This is a genomic window from Pseudoalteromonas sp. J2K-J031, assembly GCF_058197095.2.
Map to the genome: position 1 here is coordinate 2,613,961 of NZ_CM200279.1, position 26,148 is coordinate 2,640,108.

The window sequence follows — 26,148 nt, forward strand, 5'->3', positions numbered from 1 at the left end:
TTAAACAAGGCAGAGCAATGAAAAAATTATTTTTAATTTTCACCTTATTTGCAGTGTTATTTTCGACATCATTCAATGTCGATGCACGTAAAAAATTTGGTAGTAAATCAACTGGTAAAACCCAACAAACCACTCAACAAAAACAACAAGCTGATCAACCAAACAATACCGCAGCACCAGCTGCAACAGCAGCTAAAACCTCAAGTAAAAAAGGCCTAATGGGCGGTATTTTAGGTGGCTTGCTGGTTGGTGGTTTAATTGCGGCTATGTTAGGTGGCGATTTTGAAGGTTTACAAATCATGGACATGCTATTAATGGCATTACTTGCTTTTGTTATTTTCAAAGTTGTAAAAATGGTAATGGCGAAAAATCGTCAGGCTCAGCCAATGCCAGCGGGTGGACCGGCAAACAACCCTATCGAACAAACACCTCAATATCGTGAAAACACCACAGGAAGCTTTGCTACGAGCCAAAACCATGTGCCGTTTAATTTACCGTCTGGTTTTGACACCACCGCATTTTTGCAAGGCGCACGCGATCATTACCACACTTTACAAAAAGCATGGAATAATAACGACCTAACAACAATTGAAGAATACGTTAGCCCAGCGTTATTTAATGAATTAAAAGCTGAACGTGCTGATGTGACGGATGTCGCAACTGAAGTACTATTCTTAGATACTGAACTAGCACGTGCTGACAGCTCACCACTTCTTTGGGAAGTAAGCGTACGCTTTAAAGGTAAGTACCGTGATTTAGGTGATACTCAAGAAGAAATGATCAACGAAGTATGGCATTTAGAGCGCGACATGCGTCAAAGTAATGCGCCATGGTTAATTGTTGGTATTGAAGATCAAGCCGCATAAAAATAATTAAGCACTTAAGGCCAATGCCTTAAGTGCTTTTTCCGCAATACTAAAACCTATAATTTCACTAACTCCCTTCTTAGCTACACTCACTTCATCGACATACTTAGCTAAAGCATAATTTAAGTAAATAACTTGCGCTGTGCTAACACTTACGTTTATGTTCAACCACATTTACATCTGAATATTCGATTATTAAGTACAGCGTAAAACCAAGCAACAGCAAGCCTTAGGATCACAAACCAAAACTCATCTCATTAGATAATTTTGTTAATGCTTTAATCAATAGTTGCCCGCCACAAAAAAGCACTTAACAAGTTTGGATTAACATCACAGTACAAAACAAGTATAAGAAAAGACATTATATTTTAGATTGTTATAAAATAAAAAAGCCAGCAATGACTGCTGGCTTATCTAACTACTTATTCTTGATTGAACTCATACTATTTACTTATCATGCTTTTCCAGCATTTGATCAAACTGCTGTTCAACTACAGGGTCATGAATATTCGTAAGCTTACTTACCACAACGATAGCAATTGTCGATAAAATAAAGCCCGGCACAATTTCGTATAACCAAGCACTTAAAGACTGACCATCAACCAATAGCGGTGCATAAATCCAAAATAAAACCGTTGCAGCACCCACTAGCATGCCCGATAAGGCCCCCCAGGCAGTCATATTACGCCAATACAAGCTTAAAATAACGAGCGGCCCAAATGCAGCACCAAATCCAGCCCATGCGTTACTCACTAAACTCAAAATGGAGCTATCGCGATCATAAGCCAAAAATATTGCCACTAAAGCGACTAATAAGACAGAAACTCGCCCGACAAATACTTGCTCTTTATCTGATGCGTTGGCGTTAAGAAATATCTTGTAAAAATCTTCAGTGAGCGAGCTTGAAGTCACTAATAATTGGGACGAAATCGTACTCATTATGGCGGCTAAAATGGCAGCTAATAAGAAACCAGCAATTAAAGGGTGAAACAATAATTGAGACAATACAATAAAAATGGTTTCAGGATCATTAAATGGCATTCCTGTTTTGGCAACATAAGCGATACCCACAAAACCAGTTGCAACAGCACCAATAATCGACACTATCATCCAACCCATACCAATATTACGTGCTGTTGGAATATCTTCAACAGAGCGAATAGCCATAAATCGTACAATAATATGTGGCTGACCAAAATAACCTAAACCCCAAGCCATCGCAGAAATTATTCCAACGAGCGTAGTTCCACTCACTAAATTAAGCATTTCAGGATTAATCGTCGCGACGGTATTATTAAGCTCCTCAATTCCTCCGACTTCAAATAATGCCACCACAGGCACCAAGATTAACGCTAAAAACATAATACAGCCTTGAACAAAGTCAGTGAGGCTTACCGCTAAAAAACCACCAAACAAGGTATAAACAACTACAACGCCCGCTGTGATGTACAAGCCAAGTTCATAGTTTAAGCCAAAGGATGATTCAAATAGCTTGCCTCCCGCGACCACACCCGACGAGGTATAAAGGGTAAAAAAGACAATGATAACCACAGATGAAACCAATCGCAGCATATGAGATTTATCTGCAAAACGGTTTTCAAAAAAATCAGGTAAGGTAATTGAATCGTTAGCCACTTCAGTAAAGGTTCTTAGCCTTGGTGCAACAATTAAATAATTCAATAACGCACCAATGACCAACCCAATCGCAATCCAAGTGCTGCTTAGTCCCGAGATATACATTGCACCTGGCAAACCCATCAACATCCAACCACTCATGTCTGATGCACCGGCTGAAAGCGCTGTTACACTTGGACTTAAGCTTCGACCACCCAGCATATAACCAGAAACATCACTGGTTGATTTTCGATAAGCGTAAAAGCCTATTCCCAACATTACGATAAAATAAATCGCTAAAGAAATTATCGTGCCAATCGCCACATTTGCCTCCTAAGCATTGTTATTATTTTCATTACAACCTTCTTTTTAGAACTTTGAGTAGAAGGTAGTCTAAACTCTACTAAGTTATAGCAAGTAGTTTAATTTACGGTACAAAACATAGACCTTGCTTACAATATACCATGATCAAAGCTAAAATTGAGTTAATGTGAACAATTACCCACCTAAAGAATGGGTTTTGAATAAATAATTAATGAAAAATAATTACATATCTTTTATATTGATGCCCTATCAATAAGAATAAAGATTAGGAAAAAGGTCCGCAGCTTATGTATTTTTATGCAGCCAGACAGCCAATACTCGATAAAGACAAAAATTTGTTTGCTTATGAATTATTGTTCCGAGATGGTTTGGATAATGTTTTCCCAAATATAGATGGCCATGAAGCAACTACTAAACTCATTGCTGGAAGCCAATTTGAATTTAATTTAGAAGACATCACAGGTGCAAAACCCGCCTTCATCAATTTCACGTTAGAAACCTTACAAAAAGGCTATGTTAGCTTATTAGCACCTGAACAAGTCGTAGTTGAAATATTAGAGACTGTACAACCGGGTAAACGCCTTTTATCGTTAGTGAAAGAACTTAAAGAATCAGGTTATACCTTAGCACTAGATGATTACATTCATAACCCTGTTTGGCGTCATTTCTACCCGTTTATAGATATTATTAAAATTGATTTTCAAGCGCTTAGCGTTGAAGAAATCTCTAACATTCTTAATGATATAAAAGACTTTCCTGATATTAAATTTTTAGCAGAGAAAGTCGAAACCTACGAGCAATTTGAAATTGCACAACAACTTGGGTTTACGTATTTTCAGGGCTATTTCTTTTCAAAACCAGAAGTAATTCAAAGTAAATCACTTGCACCGTCAGAGATAACGCTCGCTGAACTGCTCTATGAAACATCAAGTGCAGAAATCAACCTACGCAAAGTTACCGAAGTATTTGCACGTGACGTAAATTTATCATATAAGTTATTACGCTATTCAAACTCCGCTGCATTTCGACGTCGCGCTGAAATAAACACAATTAAACAAGCATTAGTCATGCTTGGTGCTCAAGAGTTAAAAAAATTCCTCTCAGTGTTATTCACTGCGCAAATTTCAAGTAACAAACCTATCGAACTTATGAGTCTTTCATTAACACGAGCTCGTTTTGCTGAATTGTTAGCGCAAAGCCATGGTCAGATGCAAGATACTGCCATGGCCTTTTTAGCTGGTATGTTGTCATTAATTGATGCGATTTTAGATGAAACCATGGAAAATGCGTTATCAAAACTGCCGTTATCGAATGAAATAAAAAATGCTTTACTTAATAATGAAGGGGTACTAGCACAATATTTGACCTTGATTAAACTTTACGAGAAAGCTAATTGGGCAGAGGCGACAACATTAATTGAGCAACTAAAACTAGACCCCAAAAAAGTACCTAATGCCTACCACGATGCTGTCCAATGGTCTAACTTACAATTACAAGCCGTCTCTAGCGCTTCATAAACAAACTAAAGCAATAAAAAAGCCGCTTCATTGAGCGGCTTTTTTATTATTACAAATTCTCTAGGAAATCTTCATCGTAATTGCCTACGTCTTGCTTTAATGGTGGATTACCATCATATAACTCAAAGAGTTGACGTTGAAAATAGATATCTTTCATAAAAATATATGGGTCGAGCGATTCATTCAATAAAGCTTCTTGTGGGATCAAAGAAGCCCTCGCCTCAAGTGCTTTCAAAGCAAATACAATCAAGCTCTGAGGGGTACTTAATACTACTTGTGGGATCACCAAGTTATCAACTATGTCACCGGTAAAATTACGCGTAGTGCTTGGTCCCATGGCTGGTAGCATTAAATAGGCACCGTCACCAATTCCCCATACACCTAACGTTTGGCCAAAGTCTTCTTCTACTAGTTCTAAACCAATTTCCGAAGCGACATCAAAAATACCAAAAACACCTACTGTTGAATTAATTAAAAATCGAGCTAATCCAACACCTGCATTACTTGGTTTGCCTTGAAAGACAGCGTTAACGCTGTCTACAGGCGTTTGAATATTTTCGATAAAGTTAACAATCCCTGTTCTTACCGGTTGTGGCGTGACGGCAGCATAACCGACCGCAGCAGGGCGAAGTAAATATGCGTCAAGTACTTGCATATTAAAATCATACACCGGACGGTTGAGTGCTTGTAGCGGATCTCGAGCGTCCCTTTTTTCTTCTGGCACTTGGGCGCAACCGAATAAAAATAAGAGCATCCCTAGCATTGCTGCGGTTTTGAACATGCGACCTCTATTGAATCACTTGGTTAATAGTTAAATCGAGTGAAGTAGTTTGTGATAAATCAACCGTATCACTCACACCTTGTAACTCGCCTGATGCGACATCTACTTTATCATCGACAGAGATACGGGCGGTGATAATAACATGTTGAAAATTAGCTAATGTTAACGAAGGCATCATGGCATTCTTCTCGCTCAGCTCAATCACTTGTGGTAAATCAAACGACTGTAATTTCACTACAGCTAAAGGCATCTGTGGGCCATTTAACGCTTTAGCAAACACAAACAAGGTAGCATTAGCTGGCACTTGCCCCACCAAACTCTTATCAAGCTCAATTTTGACGTTTAGGCTTGGTGCTTGTAAAGAACTAGATTGTGAGTTTTTGTTAGCTGCACCTTGGATCTGACTTTCAATCTCAGTGATACGGCTTTGCATCATGGCATAGCGCGGATCATCAGAGGTCATCGAAGCTAAGAGCAATTCAAAAGCGGCTTTCGCTTCTAACCAGTCTTCTTTTTCATATGCAATTAATGCCAACAATGAAATCGCATCTACATTGGTCGGCTCTTTTTGCAACACTTGAGCTAACAGTTTTGCCGCTCTATTCATCGAATTTTCAGATCCTTCGACCAATAACGCTTGGCTAAAACTGAGCATGACTGTATGGTTATCAGGTTGTAGACTCAGTGATTTTTCAAACGCTTGAAACCCCATCGTGAAGTCATTTAAAGACATAGCCACTCGCCCTAGTAACATCCATGCAATTGGGTCATCACCGTTACTCGCAAGCTTTGTACGAAGCCCTAATGCAAATTGTTGCAGTTCGTTTGGAGTCAGTGGCTCACCAGTTTGCATGACGGCACGTTGGCCTAATTCAGGTAAACGTTCAATCGCTTGATGCCAACTTTGCACTTGCTGATGACTCCCAGTGAAGTAATAAAAAATCCCACTAAAACTGAACATAAACAAAATACCAACCAAACTTAACACGCGGTTGTTACCTTTAAGGTTAAACTGCTTTTCTGGTGCAAGTTCGTTTAATAAGCGTTTTTTTAACTCAACAATTGCTTGCTCATACGCTTGGGGTGTTAAGTTATTGAATTGCTGTTCTTGAGTCAGCTCAGCCAAACGTTGTTGATAGATATCTATGCGTTCGGCATTATTACCAGGATCGACTGACGCTAATTTATCTTCACGAATAAAAGGTAAAATAACAAAACCACACCCTAAGATGACCAAAATAACGGCGTAAACATAAAACTCAGTCATTATTTTTGTCCCTTACGCTGATAGCGAGCCATTAATTGGACGAGCGTTGCTTCATCTTGCTCAGTCCAAGCTTGGTTTTTTGACGCTTTTTTCTGACGTAATACAATCGAAATAAAACCAAACACCACAAACAACACAGGCAGTACCCATAAAACTAAAGTAGCCGTAGTCACTGGCGGCTTGTAATGAACAAAATAGCCATAACGGTCAATCATAAAATCGATAATCTCTTGTTTACCCTTACCTTCTTCAACCAATGCCAGTACTTTATCGCGTAAATCTTTAGCAACAATTGCATCAGAATCAGCGATGTTTTGATTTTGACATTTAGGGCAGCGAAGCTCATGAGTAAGCTCAGAAAATATAGAGGCTTGTTCTTTGGTTTCGAATTGATATTTATCTTCTGCTGCAAATATCAATGTTGAACTGATACAAAGTAAAATTGCGATTAAATATTTCATGGAGTTAACTCTGCAATAATCGGAGCAAATGTAGCTCGCCAAACACGCTCATTTATATCACCAGTGTGATGCAATAAAATTGTCCCTTTACTGTCGACCAAAAATGTTTCGGGTGCACCTGACACACCTAAATCAAGCAATAAAGTACGATTTAAATCGAGGATGTTAAATTGATATGGATCGCCTGCGCGCGCCAACATTTGGCTCACTTCTTTTTGCAACGCAGGGAGACTGAATTGATCATCAAAGTCAGGATCGTAGGCTTGCTCATAATACAAACCCACAATTTTTATGCCTTGTTCGCGCAGTTGCGTTAAATAACCAAGCTCTGCAATACAAGTAGGGCACCATGTTCCCCACACATTGAGCAGATATACCTCACCCAATAAATCGGTATTACGCCACTGTTTATCGGCTTGCATTAAATCGGGTAAAACAAATTCAGGCATTCGTTGACCTAACCGACCCGTTTGCAATACGCGAGGATCTGAAAACAAACCTTTAAATAAGAAAATACTCAGCAACAAAAATATAATCAGCGGAGTAGCTAATAAAAGTTTACGCTGCATGATTAGCTTCTCCTTGTTTTGATTCTTGCGCGCTTGCCGCTATCACTTTGCGACGATAACGTTTATCAAACAAAATTAAGAAACCACCTAATGCGATAATAATACCGCCAAGCCAAACCCAGCGAACAAACGGTTTATGATAAATACGCAATGACCAAGCGCCGTTATTAAACTGCTCACCCAACGCTAAATATAAATCACGTGTGAAACCTGCATCGATAGCCGCTTCTGTCATAAACTGATTACCAATAGTATAAAGACGCTTTTCAGCATGCAAAATTTCAACAAACTTTTTATCTTTTAATACCGTAACTTCCCCGGCATGCCCGGTATAATTAGGACCATTTAATGCGTAAACACCATTGAACCGATATTCATATTGATTGAGGTAAACACTATCACCCGGCTCCATTTTTACTGAGCGCTCAACAGAATAAGCTGAAGTTAATGCCACACCTGCAATTAAAAATGCGAATCCAACATGGCCAGCTATCATCGCCCAGTAACTTAAGGTTAATTTTTTTAAGCCTACTGAAAAACTTTCTGAGTCTTTGAATTTTATTGCAATATCAAATAATGACGTCAAAACAATCCAAAGTGCCGATGCAACAGCCACAAAAGTCATCACTGCAACGGTTTCATAGCTTGAAAATAACCAAGCAGCACTCACAATCACACTGATTAATAAAGCAAAAGCATATTTATTAAATACCAGTTTTAATTGATTTTGTTTCCAGCGCAGCATAGGGCCAATTGCCAATAAAGCCACAAATGGCACCAATAAAATAGAGAACATTTGGTTAAAAAACGGCGTTCCGATAGAAATAGACCCTAAACCCAGCTCTTTATGAACTAAAGGTAATAAAGTACCCAGTAATACGATTAACGTCGCAACCACCAGTAAAATATTATTGAGCCAAAGGGCAACTTCACGCGAAAAGAACTGGTATCGCCCCTCACTTTTTACATCAGATACTTTGAGCACATACAGCAGTAAACTCCCGCCAACAACGGTGAGTAAAAAGCCTAAAATAAAGACTCCACGCGCTGGATCGGTAGCAAAGGCATGCACAGAAACAATGATCCCTGAGCGAACAATAAAGGTGCCAAGAAGGCTCAATGAAAATGCAGCAATGGCGAGCAATACAGTCCAAGATTTAAACACGCCACGTTTTTCTGTCGCTGAAAGTGAATGGATCAGTGCAGTTGCCACAAGCCAAGGCATTAATGATGCGTTTTCGACTGGATCCCAAAACCACCAACCACCCCAACCTAGCTCAGAATAGGCCCACCAACTACCAATGGTTATACCTAACGTTAAGAATGCCCAAGCAGCCATAGTCCAAGGGCGAGACCATTTAGCCCAAGTGTTATCAAGTTTGCCAGTCATCAAAGCTGCAATTGCAAAAGCAAATGATACTGATAAGCCCACGTAGCCCATATAAAGCAATGGAGGATGAATAATCATACCTGGGTCTTGCAGTAATGGATTTAGATCTCGGCCTTCAACAGGATAATATGGCAGTAATAACTCAAACGGGCTTGAAAGCAATAAGGTGTAAGACATAAATCCAACACCTAAAAAGCCTAATATTCCCAATACCCGAGCACGCAATAACCAAGGAAGTGATTTAGATAACACAGCTACTAATGCAGTCCATATTGATTGCATTAATACCCAAACCAGCATAGCTCCTTCATGGTTGCCCCATGTTGAAGTGACTTTGTAATACCAAGGTAATGAAGAGCTTGAGTTATTAGCTACATACGCGACTCTGAAATCATCATGTAAGCTAAGATAAACTAACGCCAAATAAGATATAAGTACAAAAACAAACTGACCAACCGCTAAAGCAGGCGCCGCACGCATTAGCCTTAAGTTCCCGCTATGTGCACCCCAAAGAGGATAAATACACAACAGTAAGCACAATGCCATCGCAATTGTTAACGATAAAAAACCTAACTCAGGGATCATAATTAATACTCTTTTGGTATCGTGTAAGCGGGTTTTTCGTGTCTAATTCCTTTTACAGCTTCAGCAACTTCAGCTGGCATGTATTCCTCATCATGTTTTGCTAACACTTCGAAGGCTTCAATTGTATCTGGAGCCGTTAAATGTCCCTGTGCAACAATCCCCTGACCCTCTCGAAATAAGTCAGGTAAGATGCCTTGGTAACGAATTGTGACTAAAGGGCCTGTATCTATTAGCTTGAACTCAACAAATAAGGAGCTTTGATCACGTACCACACTACCAGGGACAACCATGCCACCTATTCGTAACTTTTGCCCAACATGCGGCTTTTGTTTATCAGGCCCTTTACCATCAATTAACTCACTTGGGGTATAAAACAAGTTGATGTTTTCTTGTAATGCATACAGAACTAGGCCAATAGCGCTTCCAATACCAAATAATGAAGCAATTAAAACAAATAATCTTTTTTTGCGTCTAGGGTTCATAACATTTCCCCTTCTTGTGCTTGCTTAATGCGTTTCTCGCGCCCTAATTGATCGGCAATCGACTTTAATGTTTGTTGATGACCACGAACACTCACCACCACTAAAGCCAATAAAATAAGCAAACAACTACCATAAGATAGCCACACAAAAAAACCATAACCACCCATCGCTATAAACTCTGAGAAGGAACTAAACTGCATTGTGATCTCCACTTACAAGCGCTCTCACCCAGGGGCGGTGTTTTTCACGCAACAAAATTTCATTTTTTAATCGAATTAAAGTCAACGTACCAACAAATGCGGCAAACGCAGCAATGTTGACCATTAATGGCCAAAACATTGATTTATCTATGGCTGATGAATCAAATTTGGTGATAGTCGCACCTTGATGCAGCGTATTCCACCACTCCACTGAGAAGTGGATAATCGGTAGATTCACCACCCCAACTAACGCCAAAATACAAGCTGCACGGCCCGCAGCGGCTTTATCTTCAAATGCGTGATAAAGTGAAATAACACCCAAATATAAAAATAGCAGGATAAGCTCAGACGTTAAACGCGCATCCCAAACCCACCAAGCACCCCACATAGGTTTACCCCATGCAGCGCCTGTAATTAAGGCAATCGCAGTTACAGCTGCGCCTACAGGAGCAATAGCGATGACTGCCAATTCAGCATTACGAATTTGCCAAACAAGGGCAATAAACGCAGCAATTGCCATCGATGAATATGCGCCCATCGACAAAATAGCTGAAGGAACATGAATGAAAATAATGCGATAACTATCTTTTTGTTGATAATCAGCGGGTGCATAGGCAAGCCCCCAAACCCAACCCACTACGAGTAAAACAACGGTTAAGGCCGCAAAATAAGGCAAAAATAAATTGCACAATCGATAGGCTGTCTGCGCTTTCGCGTAAGGATGTAACCACTTCCACATAATTAACTTACACTCACTTTCAATGCTGATGAAACGGCAATAGGAGCAAGCACAGTTGCAGCTGCAACCATTGCCCCTAAGATTGCTAACTGCCCACCATACGCAAGCGACATAGCCGCGGTATCAATGGCTGAAGTTGCAAAAATCAATACGGGGATATACAAAGGTAAGACCAATAAACTTAGCAAAATTCCTCCTTTTTGTAATCCCACGGTCAAACCTGCACCAATGGCACCGATTAAACTCAATAACGGCGTACCTATCAATAACGTCACAATCGTTGCTTGCCATGCTTCACTTTCTAAATTAAGAAGCAGTGCGAACAAAGGTGAAAATAAGACTAGTGGCAATCCAGTCGTTGTCCAATGAGCTGCTATTTTGGCTGAAACAATCAACGACATCGGATATGGGCTAACTAAAAGTTGCTCAAGCGAACCATCGACAAAATCGTCTCGAAATAATTTATCTAAACTCAACATTGTGGCTAACAAAGCAGCCACCCAAATGATACCCGGAGCCATCCGCGACAGTAAGGCCGGCTCAGGGCCAACACCAAGAGGAAAAAGGCTAATGACAATAGTCAAAAATAAAAGCGGGTTAATAATTTCTGAGCGCTGGCGAAATGCTAATCGCAAATCTTTTTTATACACAGCACAGAATAATTGACGATATGAATAGTGGCGGAGCATTAAAATCGATACTCCAATACAAGGGTTTTTAAGTCTAAAAAGTGCTCGGTTAAATCTTGGTGACTAGTTAAAATAATGCAGCCACCGCGTGCTAGTTGCTGTTTAAATTGCTGCTGTAATAACGTTACACCTTTCTTATCAACAGCTGTAAAAGGCTCATCGAGCATCCATAGTTTTGCGTCACTAATCCATAATCGAGCCAAAGCAACACGTCGCTGTTGCCCAGCTGATAGCATTCTAACAGGGACATCTTCAAGGCCAACTAATCCCAAGGTGGCAAGTAATCCATAATAGTCAATCGTTTGACGATAACCATGACTTTGCTGCCAAAACTGAACATTCTCAATGGCCGTTAAATGTGGATTAACTCCTGTTTTATGACCAATAAATAATAACTCAGCTAAAAAATCCTCTTCATTTTTTGCGATATCTTCACCCATCCACAACCGACGACCTGTCTCTGGTCTCGAAAAACCAGCAAGGATACGCAATAATGATGTTTTACCAGCCCCATTAGGACCTTCTAATTGCATAATCTCCCCAGCTTTTAATTCAAAAGAGAGATCTTCAAACAAACAGCGTTCTTGTTTGATGCAAGTGATTGATTCTACATTTAACAAAAAGTAATTTTCTCTATACCCCAAAGAGGGCTGTAGTCTATCATAATGATATTGCAAAGCGTAAGTTAGCTTTATCTCAGAATTGGTTAAAGATTGATTTAAGACACAAATGCAAAAAATAAATGAGGTTTCGCTAACAAGTTCGCAACAGATAAAGCCCGCAAATGGCTCATCGACTCTGTTGCAAACCTTAAAAACAGATCAACCCTACCCGGTTCGTAACATCAATTACCTTGCTCCAGCGATAAGCGCAGAGATCAAAATAAACGAGTCATGGCGACCTTTGAATTTGTCTGTTACTAATACCGCTTCAATTCCTACCAGCCCGATAGCTGAAGGGACCTTAGTCTTAAAAGGCAATTTACAACAAATTGTGATCACCCCTGCTCTTGCTGCAAACTTAAAAATAAACACCACCGCAGACTTGCTAAAACTAATCAGCCTATTACCTCAAGCAGAGCTATCTAACCAAGACAACAAAGTGAGTTTTAATGCTGAATTCAATTTACATTCTCAACAGCTACAGTTGCCTCAACTGAAGGCCCACTTATCGTTATCACCGCAACAACTTGCTGTTTTGACAGCCCAAGGTGATACAAAGCTGCAACTGGAAGTTAAAAGTGCTCATGGACAACTCAATACAGAATTAAATAATCGTCTTAATGGCCAACTGTTACTCAATCAACCCATTTCAGCTCAAAAGCTAATAGACTTACTCGCCAAAGCTCTTAACCAAGCACAAATCAATATCACTAGCGGCGGAAAAACCTCGCTAAAACTCAATAACAATCAAATTGAATTAACTATAAAATCGAGCACAGCGAGCAACAATGACTGGCAACCAATCCAAGCGAGCATAAAACAACAGCAACTTTTTATATCAATCACGCCGACACCCATTACGCTCAGCTTAAATAAAGCGATTGCGTTACACAAAGAACCAAATACAGGCAGCTCAAGCCAATACATAAATCAAATGTTAAGCACCACGCCCGCAGCACTAAGCGAAAGCGACACCGATGAAGGCTGGCTTCAACAGCCTAAAAAGCAAGTAGAGCAACAACTTCCCCCTACTCAAAAAGACAACAAACATTCTTCTGAGGTAATAAGTAACAGCAAAGGTGATGAAATAACTTTTGAAAACGCAGCTGAAAAAATATCCCAATTAAGTAAAGCAGGTTTACCTGAAGCGCAAGAACTCAACAAGCTCATTAATCAAGCGTTTAGCCGCCTTATATCACCAACTAACTTATCACCTTATAAAATCCAAGCTGAGTTGCTCAAACTATTACAGCCAAGTACTTTGAGCCTTCAACAAGCTCCCCTGATATTTGAAAATGCCTTAAGTGAATTATTAATCCATTTGCTGACCTTACAAACACATGCAGAGCTAAAACAATCGCTGATGTCATCAAATCAAGACGCCATTAATCAATTAATTGGAGGTTTATTTACAAAAGATCACATAGACTTCAACAAGGCGCAGCAACAGCTTATGCAGATGCCGGGTTTGTTCACTGATTTAGCTATGATACAAAGCAGCTTACAACAAAACCATCAGCAATTAATTCAACAACTGCGAGATGATAATCCCTTACTACACTTTTTTTTGCCAATGCATTTGATAGGTGAACTTAAGCAAACTCAGCTTAAAATTGGCCATTATCAGCAAAAAGAACAAAATCAAAACTTCACAAAAACCATTTGGTTCATTCGGCTAAACTTTGATTTTGGATCTGAAGGACAACTGCAAGCTCATGCACAATTACTCGATAAAACAGCAAATTTTGATATTATTGCCTCTACAGAATCCTTGAGCCAAAAAGCAGAACCACATTTGCTGAGTTTAAGGCAGCGCTTAACCGAGCATGGTCTAAAAATAGAGAAAATGGCCATAAAATATAGCCCAACTGATGAGCAAAATTTTTATAATGAACACAGCATTATCAACATAAAGGTATGAGGATATGACGCAAAAAGCAGCGATAGGATTGTTATATGATGGGAAAAATGCACCGAGCGTCTCAGTTAAAGGTTTTGGCGTGCTTGCAGAAGAGATACTCGCTTTAGCAAAAGAAAAAAACATACTGATCCATCAAGATGAAGGGCTCAGTGATGCAATCAAGCAACTGGAGCTAGGTGAAGAAATCCCAAGAGAGTTGTATTTAATCATCGCTGAGTTAATTGCTTTTTCATATGTACTGCAAGGAAAATTCCCCCCAGGTTGGCAACAACTCAGCAATAAATTAAATATAAAGGCTTAATTTTTCTGTTGATGCAACGAAATCAACAGCTCGGCTTCTGCACGAGGTAATTCACATTCTTTAATGATTTCATCTAAATCTGCACCTAGCTCAACCATTTTTACCGCACGTGAATACATTTTTGAATCAGGATCAACAAATTTAAGCTCTTGCTGATTTTCGATAAGCTCTTTTGTCGTATGCTCTAACTGCAAAATACGCTTACCTATACTTAACAACCCGCCACGAACCTCTTCTATTTCACTACGTAAAATAGTTATTTGTTGGGCAACAGTAGCAACTTCCTGACTCTTTTTTTCATCTAATAACTGATAGTTTTTTTTCTCTTTTAAAATCAGATAAAAAGCAAAAAAACAAACTAAAAAATTAAGTAATACTAATACTTCAAATATCATAAGAACTGAGCGCAAGGCCCCTATTAACAACTAAAAATTACTTAACTCATCCCACTCTTCATCATTCAAGAGCTTGTTTAAATCCACAAGAATTAATAACTCTCCATCGCGATTAGAAACACCTTGAATAAATTTAGCGCTTTCTTCTGTACCAATATTTGGTGTACTGTCTATTTCAGAGCTACGCAGATAGACAACCTCAGCGACGCTATCAACTAAAATACCAATGACTTGTTTATCGGCTTCAATAATTACAATTCTAGAATTATCAGTTACATCATTGCCTGATAATCCAAAACGAGCTCGCGTATCAATAACTGTTACAACGTTACCCCGTAGATTAATTATTCCAAGCACATAAACAGGCGCACCAGGCACAGGAGCAATTTCGGTATAACGCAATACTTCTTGTACTTGCATTACATTTATACCATATGTTTCATCTTCTAGATGGAATGTCACCCATTGTAAAACTTCATCATTATCAACTGATTTTGTTGACAGTATTCTATCTTTACTCATTTGAATGCTCCTATTAGCAAAGCCCAGAATTATTCTTGGCTGTCTAAACCTTTTTCTAGTAATTCGATTAATGATGTGACATCAACTAAAGCGCACATTTTTTCTTTTATCAAGCCTGCTAACCAAGGACGCTTACCTGAATTTTCACGCCACTTAATATCATCACTCTTAAGAGTAATATTATTAACAAGCCCTTCAGCCAGTAACCCCCAATGACTGTCACCTAACATAATAAGATATTGATAGTTTAGTGCTTCTTCTAACGTTTTGTCATATTTTTCTGGCATTACCCATCGAGCCGTATCAATTACATTTAATTTTTCTTCTCGATGTAACATTACGCCTTTAAACCAGCTTGGTTTACCAAAAATAGAGTTTACTTCACCAAGTTGGTGAATACCGCCTAAAGACTTAAGTGGGACGGCTAAGGTTAAACCCGCTACATTAAAAAACAATGCTTGAAACTCACCTTGTCTATATTCATCATCAATACGCTTTATTGGTGGCTCAGACGATTGAGTGCGTAACTCAGGTGCTGCTATTTCCTGATGCTCTTTTTCATCAACAACAACGATTTCTTTCTCTTTAACAGCTACTTTTTTAGTGTTTTTTTTCACTTCAGGCTGCAAAGGTTGAACTTGTTGCAGTAACTTCGCCACCGGATCTAAATTAGCAGAAAGTGCGGATGCCTCATCGTCACTCAAAAGAGCCGTTAGGTATTGCTTCATTACTTTTTCATTAGCAAACAATTGTCTGCTCATACAGAAGCCCCACCATTGATTTTAATTAAATATTTTAAAAGCGCTTCATAGGCAAATACACCTCTGGCTTTAGGACTGAATAAATTTGGTACTTTCATTGCCAAACTTGCATCACGAAATTTTGTATCCACCGGTATTACGCCAGGCCACACCTTCTCACCATAAGTGCTACGCAATGTTTTATATGCCTCTAACGAAGCTTTTGTTCTTTTATCATACATGGTTGGAACAATAGTATATTGGTAAGTTTTAGCTTGAGAACTTTGCATTAACTCCATAGTACGCATCATACGATCAAGCCCTTTAAGTGCCAAAAATTCCGTTTGCACTGGAATTAAGATTCGCTCACTTGCAGCTAATGCATTAACCATTAACACCCCCAAAACGGGTGGGCAATCCAAAATAGCGTAATCATACTCATTATCTAATTTAGCGAGCGCTTTTTTAAGTAATAAGCCCATTCCATTTTTATTCCCCATGCTTCTATCAAGAGTGGCTATAGCCATTGTGGCAGGTAATATATCTAAGTTTTCCATAGATGAAGGGCAAAGAGATTGTAATATCTCTTCTTTTTTCATATTTTTACCGCGAGAAAAAATATCATAAACACTTATTTCTAGCTGCTCAGAGTCAATACCAAAATAATACGTTAATGAAGCATGAGGATCGGTATCAATCAGCAATACTTTCTTGCCCTGCGAGGCAAGAATCCCACCCAAGGTCACTGTTGTGGTGGTTTTTCCTACCCCACCCTTTTGATTAGCCACAGTCCAAATTTTCAAAAACAATCCTTACTACTTGTTTAATTCTTCTTCTCGGGTTGTGATTCGAATTCCACCATGGGGCAACTCTATCACTTTAATTTCAGGGTTGGCTTTTTGTACTTTAGTATCTTCAATTATAACCGTTTCTTGATTTGTTGCCTGTGGACTTTCTTTCTTTTCTTTAGGTGGTAATGCATATTTAGACAACGCTATTACAACTTTTCTATTTGCTGCTCGCCCTTCTTCTGTTTCATTAGAATTAGTTGGCGAATGCTCTCCGTAACCTTCAATAGCCATCTGCGCAGAAGTCATACCTAATCGCTCCAACTCAAGTAACATTGCAGTAGCTCTTACTACTGAAAGTTGCCAGTTTGATGAAAATTGCTCATTGTTAATCGGCCTATCATCTGTAAAACCTCTGATACGTATATAGTTATCGACATTTTTAACTATTTCATAAATATCTTTTACAATTTTTTTAGCATTTTGAGTCGCAACGGCACTACCACTGCCAAACAATAAACCTGAACTCAACTCTATCGTTAGCCAATCGTGATCAAGTTCAACTTTTGCCTCACCTGCTTCAATATGATCAAATAACGCAGTCATTAAATCATGATTTAATGACTCTAATGGACTACCAAGTTTCTTTTTCTTCAGATTGACCAAATCGCCAAATCCATCAACCAACTCAGGCCCTTGCTCTTCATTCGTAATCGAATTACCAAAGAGATTAAATTCACTTTCAATTGAGTTTTTTAATAACAGCCCATCCCCTGTTACACCACTATTATCTTGAAGTTGAGGTTCAAGCTTTACAAAGATACTTTCAAGTGAATCAGACAAAACTGAAAACTCTTGCTCTTTAGTAATTGCAAAAGAATATAGAACAACAAAAAGTGCGAACATTAAAGTCATATAGTCTGCATAAGAAACTAACCAGCGTTCTGTATGGTTAACATCTTCAGATTGAATGGTTTGGCGATAACGGCGCATAAAAAGTTAAATCTGTGGATCGATGTAATGGCGATCCATTTTAAAAGCGGAAAGCTTTAATTCGATACTATGAGGGCTATCACCTTGTAAAATTGCGAGCATGCCTTCGGTTAATAATTCGTTATAAAGCATTTTTTGCTCAATTAAAAAGCGTAACTTATTTGCTATAGGCAAAAAAAGTAGATTGGCAAAACCCACGCCATAAATAGTTGCTATAAAAGCAGTAGCGATACCACCGCCCAACATTTCTGGCTGCTTAATAAAGCTCATAGCCTGAATTAATCCAAGTACTGCACCTAAAATCCCAATAGTTGGACTGTAACCTCCCATCGCTTCATAGATTCTTGCAGACTTTAATAAGCTCTCACGCTGAAACAGTAGCTCAATTTCCATTGCTGAGCGAAATTGCTCTGGCTCAACGCCGTCGATAAGCATATTTAAGCCCTTATTAACAAAATGTTCTTTACTTGAAAGTGCCTCTTTTTCTAAAGAAAGATAACCATCTTGGCGAGCTTTTTGAGACCATACTTTTATTTTATCAATCCCTTCATCAACTCTGTGTTTAGGTGGCACAAAAACCCACTTAAACATTTTTAAACCACATAAGAATTGTGCAGAAGGTGATTGCAACATCACAGCACCAAGAGTGCCACCAAGAACGATTAATAAAGCAGGAAAGTTAACTAGGCTAGATACAAGACCGCCTTCTATTTTATAACCAATACCAATTGCTAGCAGAGCAATTAAAATACCAAAAAATGAAAGCTTATCCACAACCTACTTCTCGATTGATCCGTGATGCAACATCCGCAAGCGCAATACTCGCCTCCGATAGCCCAGCATTTGCGACAGCTTGGGGCATACCATAAACAACGCAAGACTTTTCATCCTGAGCCCAAATTTTAGAACCCGCTTGTTTTAACATACGAGCTCCCTCACGCCCATCAGCTCCCATACCGGTTAACACAATAGCTAATACACTATCGCCATAACTTTTAGCTGCACTGGCAAAAGTAATATCTACACTTGGTTTATACGTTACTCGTGCATTGTCATCTTCATAAATACGTAACTTCTGACCTGAACCACGCCCCTCTACAAGCATTTGTTTTCCACCTGGGGCAAGATAGGCAACACCGGGTCTTAATAAATCACCATTTTGGGCTTCTTTGACTTCAATTTTACATAACGAATTTAATCTTGAAGCAAATGCAGGCGTAAATGCTGCTGGCATATGCTGAATTAATAAAATAGGATGCGGAAAACTTTGTGGTAATTGCGTCAGAATACTTTGTAATGCCACTGGGCCACCAGTTGAAGTTCCTATAGCAACTAATTGATATTTTTTCCCTGATGCTCTGACATCATAATCAACTTTTTTAGTTTCTAATGGGCGCGCAGGCGCAAAAGTTCTGTCTGGTTGGCGTAAAGCGGTTGTGGATGAAGATCCTCCAGCTATTGCTGAATGTGCTGTTGGTCTGACATAACGTGATATTCGTCTACGGCCAATTTCTTTTACTTTTTGCTGTAAAAGTTTCGTAGCTTCCTCTTTATCTCTAGCTATATCTTCAAATTTTTTCGGTAAAAAATCTAATGCACCTGCATCTAACGCATCTAATGTTGCAGATGCACCCGCATGAGTTAAAGAAGAAAACATAAGTATAGGGGTTGGAGTAGCTTGCATTATCAATTTGACAGCACTAATACCATCAAGAACTGGCATTTCGATATCCATAGTGATGACATCTGGCTTTAATAAAGCTGCTTGATCAACAGCTTCTTTACCATTATTGGCTGTCCCGATCACTTCAAGATCAGGATCATCATTTATAATTTCACTGACTCGACGGCGAAAAAAGCTCGAATCATCAACAACCAATACTTTTATCGCCATATTATGCTCTCTTTTTGTAATTATTTAGTTTTACCAGCATAATGTTTGAGCATGCTAGGTACGTCTAAAATTAGTGCAATACCACCATCAGAGGTAATTGTTGCCCCAGCCATTCCAGGTGTACCTTGCAAGAGTGCGTCAAGAGGCTTAATAACAACTTCTTCTTGTCCGATTAATGAATCAACCACAAAGCCAACTTGCTGAGTCCCTAACTGAACAATTACAACATGACCTTGAGAACGTTTACGTTCATCATGCACATAATTGCGAATAAGCCAACGCTCTAAGTAAAATAATGGAATTGCCTTTTTTCGAACTATGATAGTTAATTGACCATCGACCAAGTTGGTTTTAGTCAAATCAAGGTGGAATATTTCACTCACACCAGCTAATGGTAATGCAAACGTTTGTTTCCCAACCATCACCATTAATGTTGGTAAAATTGCAAGTGTAAGTGGCACCTTAATTTCAAGTGTAGTTCCAACGCCTTTTTGAGATTCAATTTTAATTGAGCCGTTCAATTGGGTAATTTTGGTTTTAACTACATCCATGCCGACGCCGCGACCTGAAATATCTGATATTTGCTCTTTGGTTGAAAACCCTGGCGCAAATATCAAGTTATATGCTTCAGTATCAGATAAGCGAGCAGCAACATCAGCATCTATTACACCTTTGCCAACAGCAATGCTCTTAAGCCTTTCAGGGTCCATACCTGCACCATCATCTACTATTTTAAGTAGGATATGGTCACCTTCTTGAGAAGCCGATAATGTAACTGTTCCAGTACGAGCTTTACCTGATGCTTCTCGTACATCGGGCATTTCAATACCATGATCAACAGAGTTTCTAACCAAATGCACCAAAGGATCAGCAAGTGCTTCTACTAAGTTTTTATCTAAATCAGTTTCTTCACCAACTAACAGCAAATCAATGTCTTTACGAAGACTCCGAGCTAAATCACGCACAACACGAGGAAAACGACCAAATACTTTTTTAATTGGTTGCATCCGTGTTTTCATCACTGCGCCTTGTAAATCAGCAGTAACAACATCCAAATTAGATATCGCTTTATTCATGCTCTCGCTACTAACTGTAGTACCAAGACTGACTAAACGATTACGTACCAACACCAATTCACCAACCATATTCATTATTTGATCTAGCCGTTTGGTATCAACACGCACTGTTGTTTCTGCTTGAGGTGCAGCAGGTTTAGGTGTAGGAGCTTTGGCAGCCACCAAAGGGGCCTTTGTTGGTTCAGGTGCTTTATTTAAGGGAGCCGGATCTTTACTTGCAGGAACTGAGGCTGGTTTTGCAACAACTGGCGGTTTTGCCTCAACTTTAGGCTGATTACTAGTAGTGCTTGCAACTGCTTTTGGTGCTCCACCTGCGCCATGAAGTTCATCTAATAAAGATTCAAATTCATCTTCCGTGATCTCTTCATCAGATTGTGAATTAACAACTGATGATTTTTTTTCTGCTAACGGGGATGCTTTATGGGATTCATTTACCACAGAGCCAAAAGAACCAGAACCATGCAATTCATCTAATAAAGACTCAAACTCATCATCAGTAATATCATCATTTGATATATCTTGTTTTTGAGCTGTTGTAGCGCTTTTACCAGATCCATGAAGTTCATCTAGCAAACTTTCAAATTCATCTTCTGTAATATCATCAATATTAGCAGTTGAGTTTTCAGCATCATCGACTGGATCAGCACCAAAAAATATATCGTCAAACTCATCTTGAGGCGGTTCATTGCCTGAAGGCTCTTGTACAATAGGTGCACTTGGCGCAGCAGCTACGACAAAATCATCATCAGAAGCTGGTTTACTTAACTTGTGTAATGTTTCAAGTAATTCAGGTGAGGCTGGTTCTGGTTGTTCACGATTCTGAATTTTAGCAAACATTTCATTTATCGTATCAAGTGCTTGAAGAATTACATCCATTAACTCAGATGTAACTTTTCTTTTTCCTTGACGCAATACGTCAAAAATATTTTCAGCTCCATGACATGCATCTACCAACTCTGTCATTGAGAGAAAACCTGCACCACCTTTAACAGTATGAAAGCCTCGGAAAATAGCATTCAATAAGTCAGTATTTTCTGGATTATTCTCTAATTCAACCAATTGCTCAGACAGGAGCTCTAAAATCTCTCCAGCCTCAACCAAAAAATCCTGCAGAATATCTTCATCAACTTCAAAGCTCATGCAGCTGTTCTCCCATTTAGAAGCCTAAGCTTGACAATAAGTCATCAACTTCATCTTGACCCGAAACCACATCATCTCGCTCTGCAGCATCAATAATTGGTCCTTCCGCAACTTGATCAAGTTCTTTATCATGAACTTTAGTTGCCTCTATTTTTTTCTCATGTACAACTTTATGACCATCTACTGGCGATCCGAACACCGTTAGCATCGAGATTAAACTATCTTCAACTTCTCTAACGAGCTCAATCACTCTACGAATTACCTGGCCGGTTAAATCTTGGTAATCTTGAGCCATCAGCACTTGTGTCATTAACCCATGCAACTGATCGGTATTGGATTGAGTGTTTTGGATAAAATGATCCAAATTTTTACAAAGTAACTTAAATTCGCCTAATTGAAGATCTCTTGACATCAAACGATCCCATGAAGGCTTTAATTTGGTTATATCTTCACTTAACTTATCAGCAAGAGGTAAGCTAGCCTCTATTGCGTCCATCGTTTTATTTGCAGCTTGCTCTGTCATTTCCATGACATAGTTTAGTCGCTGCTTAGCGTCTGGAATTGATTCTTTGGTAAGCTCAGAAATTTTATCATCAAACTGAAAATTCTTTAGAGAATCATGTAATTGACGAGTTAGTTTACCTACTTCAGCAAAGAGTTCTGATTGTCCTTCAGCTGTCAATTCCATTAAAAAATCATTAGCTTGTTCTTGCTCTCCTTGCTCAAGCAATGCAACCAAATGCCTTGCTTGGTCAAGGTTAATATGAAGCGCAGCGCTGGCTGACATGAAGCTCTCCTTCCTGTTTAACCTAAACGCTCAAACACTTTATCCAGTTTTGTTTTCAACGTAGCTGCTGTAAATGGCTTAACAATATAACCGTTTACTCCTGCTTGCGCTGCTGCAATAATTTGTTCTTTTTTAGCTTCTGCAGTAACCATTAAAACTGGTAAATGCTTTAATTTATCATCAGCACGAATAGCTCTTAATAAATCAATTCCTTGCATACCAGGCATATTCCAATCAGTTACAACAAAATCAAACTCTTGATTTTGCAACATTGGTAATGCGGTGCTCCCATCATCTGCTTCTTGAACATTGGTAAATCCCAAGTCTCTTAACAGATTTTTAATGATTCTTCTCATAGTTGAAAAATCATCTACCACAAGAATTTTCATGTTTTTATCCAAAACATCCTCCAGTGAGGTTTAAAACCAAATTCACAAAATACTTAATTAAATCCAGCCAGTGATTTTAGCTTTGAGCTTAACCATTGCCTGACCATGTATCTGACTAACCCTTGATTCACTTACATCAAGAATAAGTCCTATTTCTTTTAAATTCATTTCATCGTTGTAATAAAGTGATAAAACGAGTGCGTCTCTCTCAGGTAGACTCTTTATTGCTTCAACCAGTGAAAGGTTGAATTTTTCTGTTTGAGTATGATTAAAAGGTGAATCAAAAGCATGAACTTGATCGTCACTATGTAACACATCTTCATCTACACCTAAGTCTTCAATCCCAATAATCCTGCCACTGTTTACATCATTAAGAATATCATGGTATTCATTGAGCGTAATATCAAGTTTTTCAGCAACTTCTATGTCTTTTACTTCTCTTCCTAACTCTGCTTCTAGCTCTGATGTAGCTTGAGCGACCATTCTGGCGTTTTTATGTACTGAACGGGGCACCCAATCGCCTTTACGAATCTCATCAAGCATCGCTCCTCGGATACGGATCCCAGCGTAAGTTTCAAAACTTGCACCTTTTGTACCGTCAAAGTTTTTTGCAGCCTCAATAAGACCAATCATGCCTGATTGAGTTAGATCATCAAGTTGCACGCTCGAAGGTAGGCGGGCAAGTAAGTGATAAGCTATTCTTTTGACCAAAGAAACATGTCGTTCAATCAGGTTGGTCATTTGCTCAGTATTGCAGTAGCCGGAAACTTTACTCACTCACTAGGCCTCAGCGATTTACTAATTTTTCGATGAAAAACTCCAAATGCCCTGAAGGTTGATTTGGAATAGGCCATTTAGCAGCTTTGGCTGCAAGAGTTTTAAATGCGATGGCTGCCGGTGATTTTGGAAATAAATCAACGATTGTTTTTTGCTTGCGAATAGATTTTCGCATATTTTCGTCAAATGGCACCGTTGCCACTAACTCCAAAGCAACATCCAAAAAGCGATCTGTTACTTTTGATAACTTAGCAAACAGCTCTTGCCCTTCGCGTAAACTACGCACCATATTTGCTACAATTTTAAATTTATAGACGCCATGCTCGCGACTTAAAATTTTAATTAAAGCGTAAGCATCAGTAATCGACGTAGGTTCATCACAGACCACTACAAGTACATCTTGCGCTGCTCGCGAAAAGCTCAATACCATATCTGAAATACCCGCTGCAGTATCAACAATTAGTACGTCGTAGTCAGCATTAAGTTCACCAAAAGCACGGATTAGCCCCGCATGTTCTGCAGGTGACAACTCCACCATATTCTGTGAACCAGATGACGCAGGTACTATGCGAATGCCATGAGGCCCTTCAACTAAAATATCTTCAAGCTCACATTCACCAGACAATACATGAGATAAATTGCGCTCTACTCGCAATCCGAGCATAACATCACAATTGGCAAGCCCTAAATCCGCATCAAGAACAAGAACTCGCTGGCCTTGTTGCCCCATTGCGATTGCCATATTAAGCGAGACATTAGTTTTACCTACGCCTCCTTTTCCGCCCGTCACTGCAATTACTTTCACAGCTTGATTTGTTTGATTCATTCTCCGCAGGCCACTTGCTTGATCTAAAACTGTATTAATCATACATCCCTACTGCATGAGACTCCAAGTTTGGATGTCTTTTAAATTGCGTGTTTGCACGTTTTGCGAACAGTTGTTCAGCCTTTTTTACTAGTTTTTCTGCATTTGCCACTCGAATATCCTCAGGAACCCGTTGACCATTAGTAAGATACCCTATTGGGAGGCGATTTTGAATCGCTATACTAATAATCTCTCCTAAACTAAGACATTCATCAAGTTTTGTGAATATACAACCACTTAGATGTACCTTTTTGAAGTGTTTTACTGTTTCTTGCAATACTTCATGTTGCGCTGTGGCGCTCAGTACTAAATAGCTGCGAATGTCCACTCTGGCATTTTTCATTAAGGTATTCAACTGCTCTGTTAAACGTAAGTCTCGTTGACTCATACCTGCTGTGTCAATTAATACTAGACGCTTATTTCTTAAATGATAAAGCATTTCTGCTAATTCATTTGCATCTTTGACCTGCTTAACTGGACAACCAATAATTCGACCATAAGTTGCAAGCTGCTCATATGCACCAATACGGTAAGTATCTGTTGTGATTAGCGCTATTTTATCAGCGCCAAATTTTTGAGCACCTAAAGCCGCTAACTTTGCAACTGTGGTCGTTTTGCCAACACCTGTTGGGCCCACCAATGCAAAAACACCACCATTACGCAAAATTTCATTGTTACTGGTATAAAGTTGGCTTTGTACCATTTCAAGTAAAGCTTGCCATGCTTTTTTCTCTGACACATCATCAGGAATAAAACACGCCATTTGCTCTGCCACTTCACTGCCGATCCCCATGCCTTTTAATCTATCAACCATGTAAGCTTTTGTCGGGTCTTTACGAGCTAAGTCTTGTGACATTAAACCAGATACTTGGTGCTCCAATAGTTGACGAATTGCAAACATTTCATCGCGCATTGCTTTAATTTCAGCATCGTTTCGAGGGTGAACATTTAACAAAGGTTCAACGGTCTTTTCTGGTACTTTTTTAGTATCAGGTATCAAATCATCTTCTTCAGGGCCTTTATACCAATGCGATGTTGAAACTTTTTGTTGTTTTTCTAACATACTTGATAAAGTTGAAGATTGTGGCTTAGTTGCTTGACGATTCAATAATGCTTCAAGGCTGTCTGCCACCTTTGCTTCTGGCTCTGGCTTTACTTGCATTGCACGAGGGCGAACAAATTGACCCTGCATGCTATCTGTCTGTGTTGTTTGGCGCTCTGAGATTGGGGCTCTTGAAGCTTGGCTAACATTGCTTTTGGTAGGCGCTCTGTCGTAATCAACCGCAGCTACAATCTCAACGCCGTTAGCCATTTTTTTATTCGACATAATTACCGCATCAGCCCCTAGCTCTTCTTTTACTTCATTGAGAGCTGTGCGCATATCTTTGGCAAAAAACCGTTTAATTTTCATAAA

At 39.2% G+C, this 26,148-nt stretch carries 28 protein-coding genes; 4 read left to right on the forward strand and 24 right to left on the reverse strand.

The annotated features are described in order from the left end of the window. The first annotated feature begins 17 nt into the window (after nt 1-17). Complete coding sequence (locus AC3KZC_RS11755) at nt 18-866, forward strand: Tim44 domain-containing protein (protein WP_490577930.1); 849 nt, start codon at nt 18-20, stop codon at nt 864-866. Between the two features lie 447 nt (nt 867-1,313). Here AC3KZC_RS11755 and putP read toward each other — a convergent pair whose 3' ends face one another. Further along, nucleotides 1,314-2,804: a sodium/proline symporter PutP gene (gene putP, locus AC3KZC_RS11760; protein WP_490577929.1), complete on the reverse strand. Its 1,491-nt coding sequence runs from the start codon at nt 2,802-2,804 to the stop codon at nt 1,314-1,316. A gap of 287 nt (nt 2,805-3,091) precedes the next feature. Here putP and AC3KZC_RS11765 point away from each other — a divergent pair, with 287 nt between their 5' ends. After that, nucleotides 3,092-4,321: an EAL and HDOD domain-containing protein gene (locus AC3KZC_RS11765; protein ID WP_490577928.1), complete on the forward strand. Its 1,230-nt coding sequence runs from the start codon at nt 3,092-3,094 to the stop codon at nt 4,319-4,321. Between the two features lie 49 nt (nt 4,322-4,370). Here AC3KZC_RS11765 and AC3KZC_RS11770 read toward each other — a convergent pair whose 3' ends face one another. From AC3KZC_RS11770 to ccmA, 10 genes are read right to left on the reverse strand one after another with little or no spacing between them, the layout of a single operon-like run. Next, entirely contained in the window at nt 4,371-5,102 is a 732-nt protein-coding gene (locus AC3KZC_RS11770) for an MlaA family lipoprotein (protein ID WP_490577927.1), read from the reverse strand. A gap of 7 nt (nt 5,103-5,109) precedes the next feature. After that, complete coding sequence (gene ccmI, locus AC3KZC_RS11775) at nt 5,110-6,369, reverse strand: c-type cytochrome biogenesis protein CcmI (protein WP_490577926.1); 1,260 nt, start codon at nt 6,367-6,369, stop codon at nt 5,110-5,112. Next, a complete protein-coding gene (locus AC3KZC_RS11780) occupies nt 6,369-6,830 on the reverse strand; it encodes a cytochrome c-type biogenesis protein (protein WP_490577925.1) in 462 nt (153 codons plus the stop codon). Before AC3KZC_RS11780 ends, ccmI begins: the two co-directional genes overlap by 1 nt. After that, a complete protein-coding gene (locus tag AC3KZC_RS11785) occupies nt 6,827-7,399 on the reverse strand; it encodes a redoxin family protein (protein WP_490577924.1) in 573 nt (190 codons plus the stop codon). Before AC3KZC_RS11785 ends, AC3KZC_RS11780 begins: the two co-directional genes overlap by 4 nt. Continuing rightward, on the reverse strand, nt 7,389-9,374 hold the full coding sequence (locus AC3KZC_RS11790) for a heme lyase CcmF/NrfE family subunit (RefSeq protein ID WP_490577923.1): 1,986 nt from the start codon (nt 9,372-9,374) through the stop codon (nt 7,389-7,391). Before AC3KZC_RS11790 ends, AC3KZC_RS11785 begins: the two co-directional genes overlap by 11 nt. Nucleotides 9,375-9,376: 2 nt before the next feature. Beyond that, nucleotides 9,377-9,856 (reverse strand): cytochrome c maturation protein CcmE, encoded by a 480-nt coding sequence (ccmE, locus tag AC3KZC_RS11795; RefSeq protein WP_490577922.1) that lies wholly within the window; start codon nt 9,854-9,856, stop codon nt 9,377-9,379. Continuing rightward, on the reverse strand, nt 9,853-10,056 hold the full coding sequence (gene ccmD / locus AC3KZC_RS11800; RefSeq protein WP_490577921.1) for a heme exporter protein CcmD: 204 nt from the start codon (nt 10,054-10,056) through the stop codon (nt 9,853-9,855). The genes ccmE and ccmD overlap by 4 nt, the downstream gene beginning before the upstream one ends. Then, the gene (locus tag AC3KZC_RS11805) at nt 10,046-10,795 is read right to left on the reverse strand and encodes a heme ABC transporter permease (protein ID WP_490577920.1); all 750 of its coding nucleotides are present in this window, start codon (nt 10,793-10,795) and stop codon (nt 10,046-10,048) included. The genes ccmD and AC3KZC_RS11805 overlap by 11 nt, the downstream gene beginning before the upstream one ends. 2 nt (nt 10,796-10,797) lie before the next feature. Continuing rightward, nucleotides 10,798-11,484 carry a heme exporter protein CcmB gene (gene ccmB, locus AC3KZC_RS11810; RefSeq protein WP_490577919.1) on the reverse strand — a complete coding sequence of 229 codons (687 nt, stop codon included), beginning with the start codon at nt 11,482-11,484 and terminating at the stop codon, nt 10,798-10,800. Continuing rightward, on the reverse strand, nt 11,484-12,104 hold the full coding sequence (ccmA, locus tag AC3KZC_RS11815; RefSeq protein ID WP_490577918.1) for a cytochrome c biogenesis heme-transporting ATPase CcmA: 621 nt from the start codon (nt 12,102-12,104) through the stop codon (nt 11,484-11,486). The genes ccmB and ccmA overlap by 1 nt, the downstream gene beginning before the upstream one ends. Before the next feature lie 109 nt (nt 12,105-12,213). On the opposite strand from ccmA, the gene AC3KZC_RS11820 reads away from it, so the two are divergent. Continuing rightward, the gene (locus AC3KZC_RS11820; RefSeq protein ID WP_490577917.1) at nt 12,214-14,067 is read left to right on the forward strand and encodes a hypothetical protein; all 1,854 of its coding nucleotides are present in this window, start codon (nt 12,214-12,216) and stop codon (nt 14,065-14,067) included. Between the two features lie 4 nt (nt 14,068-14,071). Continuing rightward, nucleotides 14,072-14,368, forward strand: a complete 297-nt coding sequence (locus AC3KZC_RS11825) for an EscU/YscU/HrcU family type III secretion system export apparatus switch protein (RefSeq protein WP_490577916.1) — start codon at nt 14,072-14,074, stop codon at nt 14,366-14,368. Here AC3KZC_RS11825 and AC3KZC_RS11830 read toward each other — a convergent pair. Genes AC3KZC_RS11830 through flhF form a run of 13 tightly spaced genes read right to left on the reverse strand, consistent with a single transcriptional unit; the run spans nt 14,365 to nt 26,145 of the window. Continuing rightward, complete coding sequence (locus AC3KZC_RS11830) at nt 14,365-14,763, reverse strand: DUF2802 domain-containing protein (RefSeq protein WP_490577915.1); 399 nt, start codon at nt 14,761-14,763, stop codon at nt 14,365-14,367. The two genes, AC3KZC_RS11825 and AC3KZC_RS11830, sit on opposite strands and share 4 nt — an antisense overlap. A gap of 30 nt (nt 14,764-14,793) precedes the next feature. Beyond that, nucleotides 14,794-15,285 carry a chemotaxis protein CheW gene (locus AC3KZC_RS11835; RefSeq protein ID WP_490577914.1) on the reverse strand — a complete coding sequence of 164 codons (492 nt, stop codon included), beginning with the start codon at nt 15,283-15,285 and terminating at the stop codon, nt 14,794-14,796. 29 nt (nt 15,286-15,314) lie between these two features. Beyond that, entirely contained in the window at nt 15,315-16,046 is a 732-nt protein-coding gene (locus tag AC3KZC_RS11840; protein ID WP_490577913.1) for a chemotaxis protein CheW, read from the reverse strand. Next, nucleotides 16,043-16,828, reverse strand: a complete 786-nt coding sequence (locus AC3KZC_RS11845) for a ParA family protein (protein ID WP_490577912.1) — start codon at nt 16,826-16,828, stop codon at nt 16,043-16,045. Before AC3KZC_RS11845 ends, AC3KZC_RS11840 begins: the two co-directional genes overlap by 4 nt. Nucleotides 16,829-16,840: 12 nt before the next feature. After that, the gene (locus AC3KZC_RS11850; protein WP_490577911.1) at nt 16,841-17,806 is read right to left on the reverse strand and encodes a flagellar motor protein MotB; all 966 of its coding nucleotides are present in this window, start codon (nt 17,804-17,806) and stop codon (nt 16,841-16,843) included. 6 nt (nt 17,807-17,812) lie between these two features. Then, nucleotides 17,813-18,580, reverse strand: coding sequence for a flagellar motor protein (locus tag AC3KZC_RS11855; RefSeq protein ID WP_490577910.1), 768 nt, complete (start codon nt 18,578-18,580; stop codon nt 17,813-17,815). After that, a complete protein-coding gene (locus AC3KZC_RS11860) occupies nt 18,573-19,700 on the reverse strand; it encodes a protein-glutamate methylesterase/protein-glutamine glutaminase (RefSeq protein WP_490577909.1) in 1,128 nt (375 codons plus the stop codon). Before AC3KZC_RS11860 ends, AC3KZC_RS11855 begins: the two co-directional genes overlap by 8 nt. Before the next feature lie 20 nt (nt 19,701-19,720). Further along, nucleotides 19,721-21,916 carry a chemotaxis protein CheA gene (locus AC3KZC_RS11865; protein WP_490577908.1) on the reverse strand — a complete coding sequence of 732 codons (2,196 nt, stop codon included), beginning with the start codon at nt 21,914-21,916 and terminating at the stop codon, nt 19,721-19,723. A 16-nt stretch (nt 21,917-21,932) separates the two neighbouring features. Beyond that, complete coding sequence (locus tag AC3KZC_RS11870) at nt 21,933-22,703, reverse strand: protein phosphatase CheZ (protein ID WP_490577907.1); 771 nt, start codon at nt 22,701-22,703, stop codon at nt 21,933-21,935. A gap of 17 nt (nt 22,704-22,720) precedes the next feature. Next, the gene (gene cheY / locus AC3KZC_RS11875) at nt 22,721-23,104 is read right to left on the reverse strand and encodes a chemotaxis response regulator CheY (RefSeq protein WP_040643650.1); all 384 of its coding nucleotides are present in this window, start codon (nt 23,102-23,104) and stop codon (nt 22,721-22,723) included. Nucleotides 23,105-23,149: 45 nt separating this feature from the next. Continuing rightward, on the reverse strand, nt 23,150-23,833 hold the full coding sequence (locus tag AC3KZC_RS11880) for an RNA polymerase sigma factor FliA (RefSeq protein WP_490578041.1): 684 nt from the start codon (nt 23,831-23,833) through the stop codon (nt 23,150-23,152). 46 nt (nt 23,834-23,879) lie between these two features. After that, entirely contained in the window at nt 23,880-24,737 is an 858-nt protein-coding gene (locus tag AC3KZC_RS11885) for a MinD/ParA family ATP-binding protein (protein WP_009837396.1), read from the reverse strand. After that, nucleotides 24,730-26,145 (reverse strand): flagellar biosynthesis GTPase FlhF, encoded by a 1,416-nt coding sequence (gene flhF / locus AC3KZC_RS11890; protein ID WP_490577906.1) that lies wholly within the window; start codon nt 26,143-26,145, stop codon nt 24,730-24,732. Before flhF ends, AC3KZC_RS11885 begins: the two co-directional genes overlap by 8 nt. Between the last annotated feature and the right edge of the window lie 3 nt (nt 26,146-26,148).

Bases quoted from the DNA above. Each gene is read 5' to 3' on its own strand.
- AC3KZC_RS11755 (WP_490577930.1), top strand. From the start codon at position 18: ATGAAAAAATTATTTTTAATTTTCACCTTATTTGCAGTGTTATTTTCG.
- AC3KZC_RS11765 (WP_490577928.1), top strand. From the start codon at position 3,092: ATGTATTTTTATGCAGCCAGACAGCCAATACTCGATAAAGACAAAAAT.
- AC3KZC_RS11770 (WP_490577927.1), bottom strand. From the start codon at position 5,102: ATGTTCAAAACCGCAGCAATGCTAGGGATGCTCTTATTTTTATTCGGT.
- ccmI (WP_490577926.1), bottom strand. From the start codon at position 6,369: ATGACTGAGTTTTATGTTTACGCCGTTATTTTGGTCATCTTAGGGTGT.
- AC3KZC_RS11780 (WP_490577925.1), bottom strand. From the start codon at position 6,830: ATGAAATATTTAATCGCAATTTTACTTTGTATCAGTTCAACATTGATA.
- AC3KZC_RS11785 (WP_490577924.1), bottom strand. From the start codon at position 7,399: ATGCAGCGTAAACTTTTATTAGCTACTCCGCTGATTATATTTTTGTTG.
- AC3KZC_RS11790 (WP_490577923.1), bottom strand. From the start codon at position 9,374: ATGATCCCTGAGTTAGGTTTTTTATCGTTAACAATTGCGATGGCATTG.
- ccmE (WP_490577922.1), bottom strand. From the start codon at position 9,856: ATGAACCCTAGACGCAAAAAAAGATTATTTGTTTTAATTGCTTCATTA.
- ccmD (WP_490577921.1), bottom strand. From the start codon at position 10,056: ATGCAGTTTAGTTCCTTCTCAGAGTTTATAGCGATGGGTGGTTATGGT.
- AC3KZC_RS11805 (WP_490577920.1), bottom strand. From the start codon at position 10,795: ATGTGGAAGTGGTTACATCCTTACGCGAAAGCGCAGACAGCCTATCGA.
- ccmB (WP_490577919.1), bottom strand. From the start codon at position 11,484: ATGCTCCGCCACTATTCATATCGTCAATTATTCTGTGCTGTGTATAAA.
- AC3KZC_RS11820 (WP_490577917.1), top strand. From the start codon at position 12,214: ATGCAAAAAATAAATGAGGTTTCGCTAACAAGTTCGCAACAGATAAAG.
- AC3KZC_RS11825 (WP_490577916.1), top strand. From the start codon at position 14,072: ATGACGCAAAAAGCAGCGATAGGATTGTTATATGATGGGAAAAATGCA.
- AC3KZC_RS11830 (WP_490577915.1), bottom strand. From the start codon at position 14,763: ATGATATTTGAAGTATTAGTATTACTTAATTTTTTAGTTTGTTTTTTT.
- AC3KZC_RS11835 (WP_490577914.1), bottom strand. From the start codon at position 15,285: ATGAGTAAAGATAGAATACTGTCAACAAAATCAGTTGATAATGATGAA.
- AC3KZC_RS11840 (WP_490577913.1), bottom strand. From the start codon at position 16,046: ATGAGCAGACAATTGTTTGCTAATGAAAAAGTAATGAAGCAATACCTA.
- AC3KZC_RS11850 (WP_490577911.1), bottom strand. From the start codon at position 17,806: ATGCGCCGTTATCGCCAAACCATTCAATCTGAAGATGTTAACCATACA.
- AC3KZC_RS11860 (WP_490577909.1), bottom strand. From the start codon at position 19,700: ATGGCGATAAAAGTATTGGTTGTTGATGATTCGAGCTTTTTTCGCCGT.
- AC3KZC_RS11865 (WP_490577908.1), bottom strand. From the start codon at position 21,916: ATGAGCTTTGAAGTTGATGAAGATATTCTGCAGGATTTTTTGGTTGAG.
- AC3KZC_RS11870 (WP_490577907.1), bottom strand. From the start codon at position 22,703: ATGTCAGCCAGCGCTGCGCTTCATATTAACCTTGACCAAGCAAGGCAT.
- AC3KZC_RS11880 (WP_490578041.1), bottom strand. From the start codon at position 23,833: ATGACCAACCTGATTGAACGACATGTTTCTTTGGTCAAAAGAATAGCT.
- AC3KZC_RS11885 (WP_009837396.1), bottom strand. From the start codon at position 24,737: ATGATTAATACAGTTTTAGATCAAGCAAGTGGCCTGCGGAGAATGAAT.
- flhF (WP_490577906.1), bottom strand. From the start codon at position 26,145: ATGAAAATTAAACGGTTTTTTGCCAAAGATATGCGCACAGCTCTCAAT.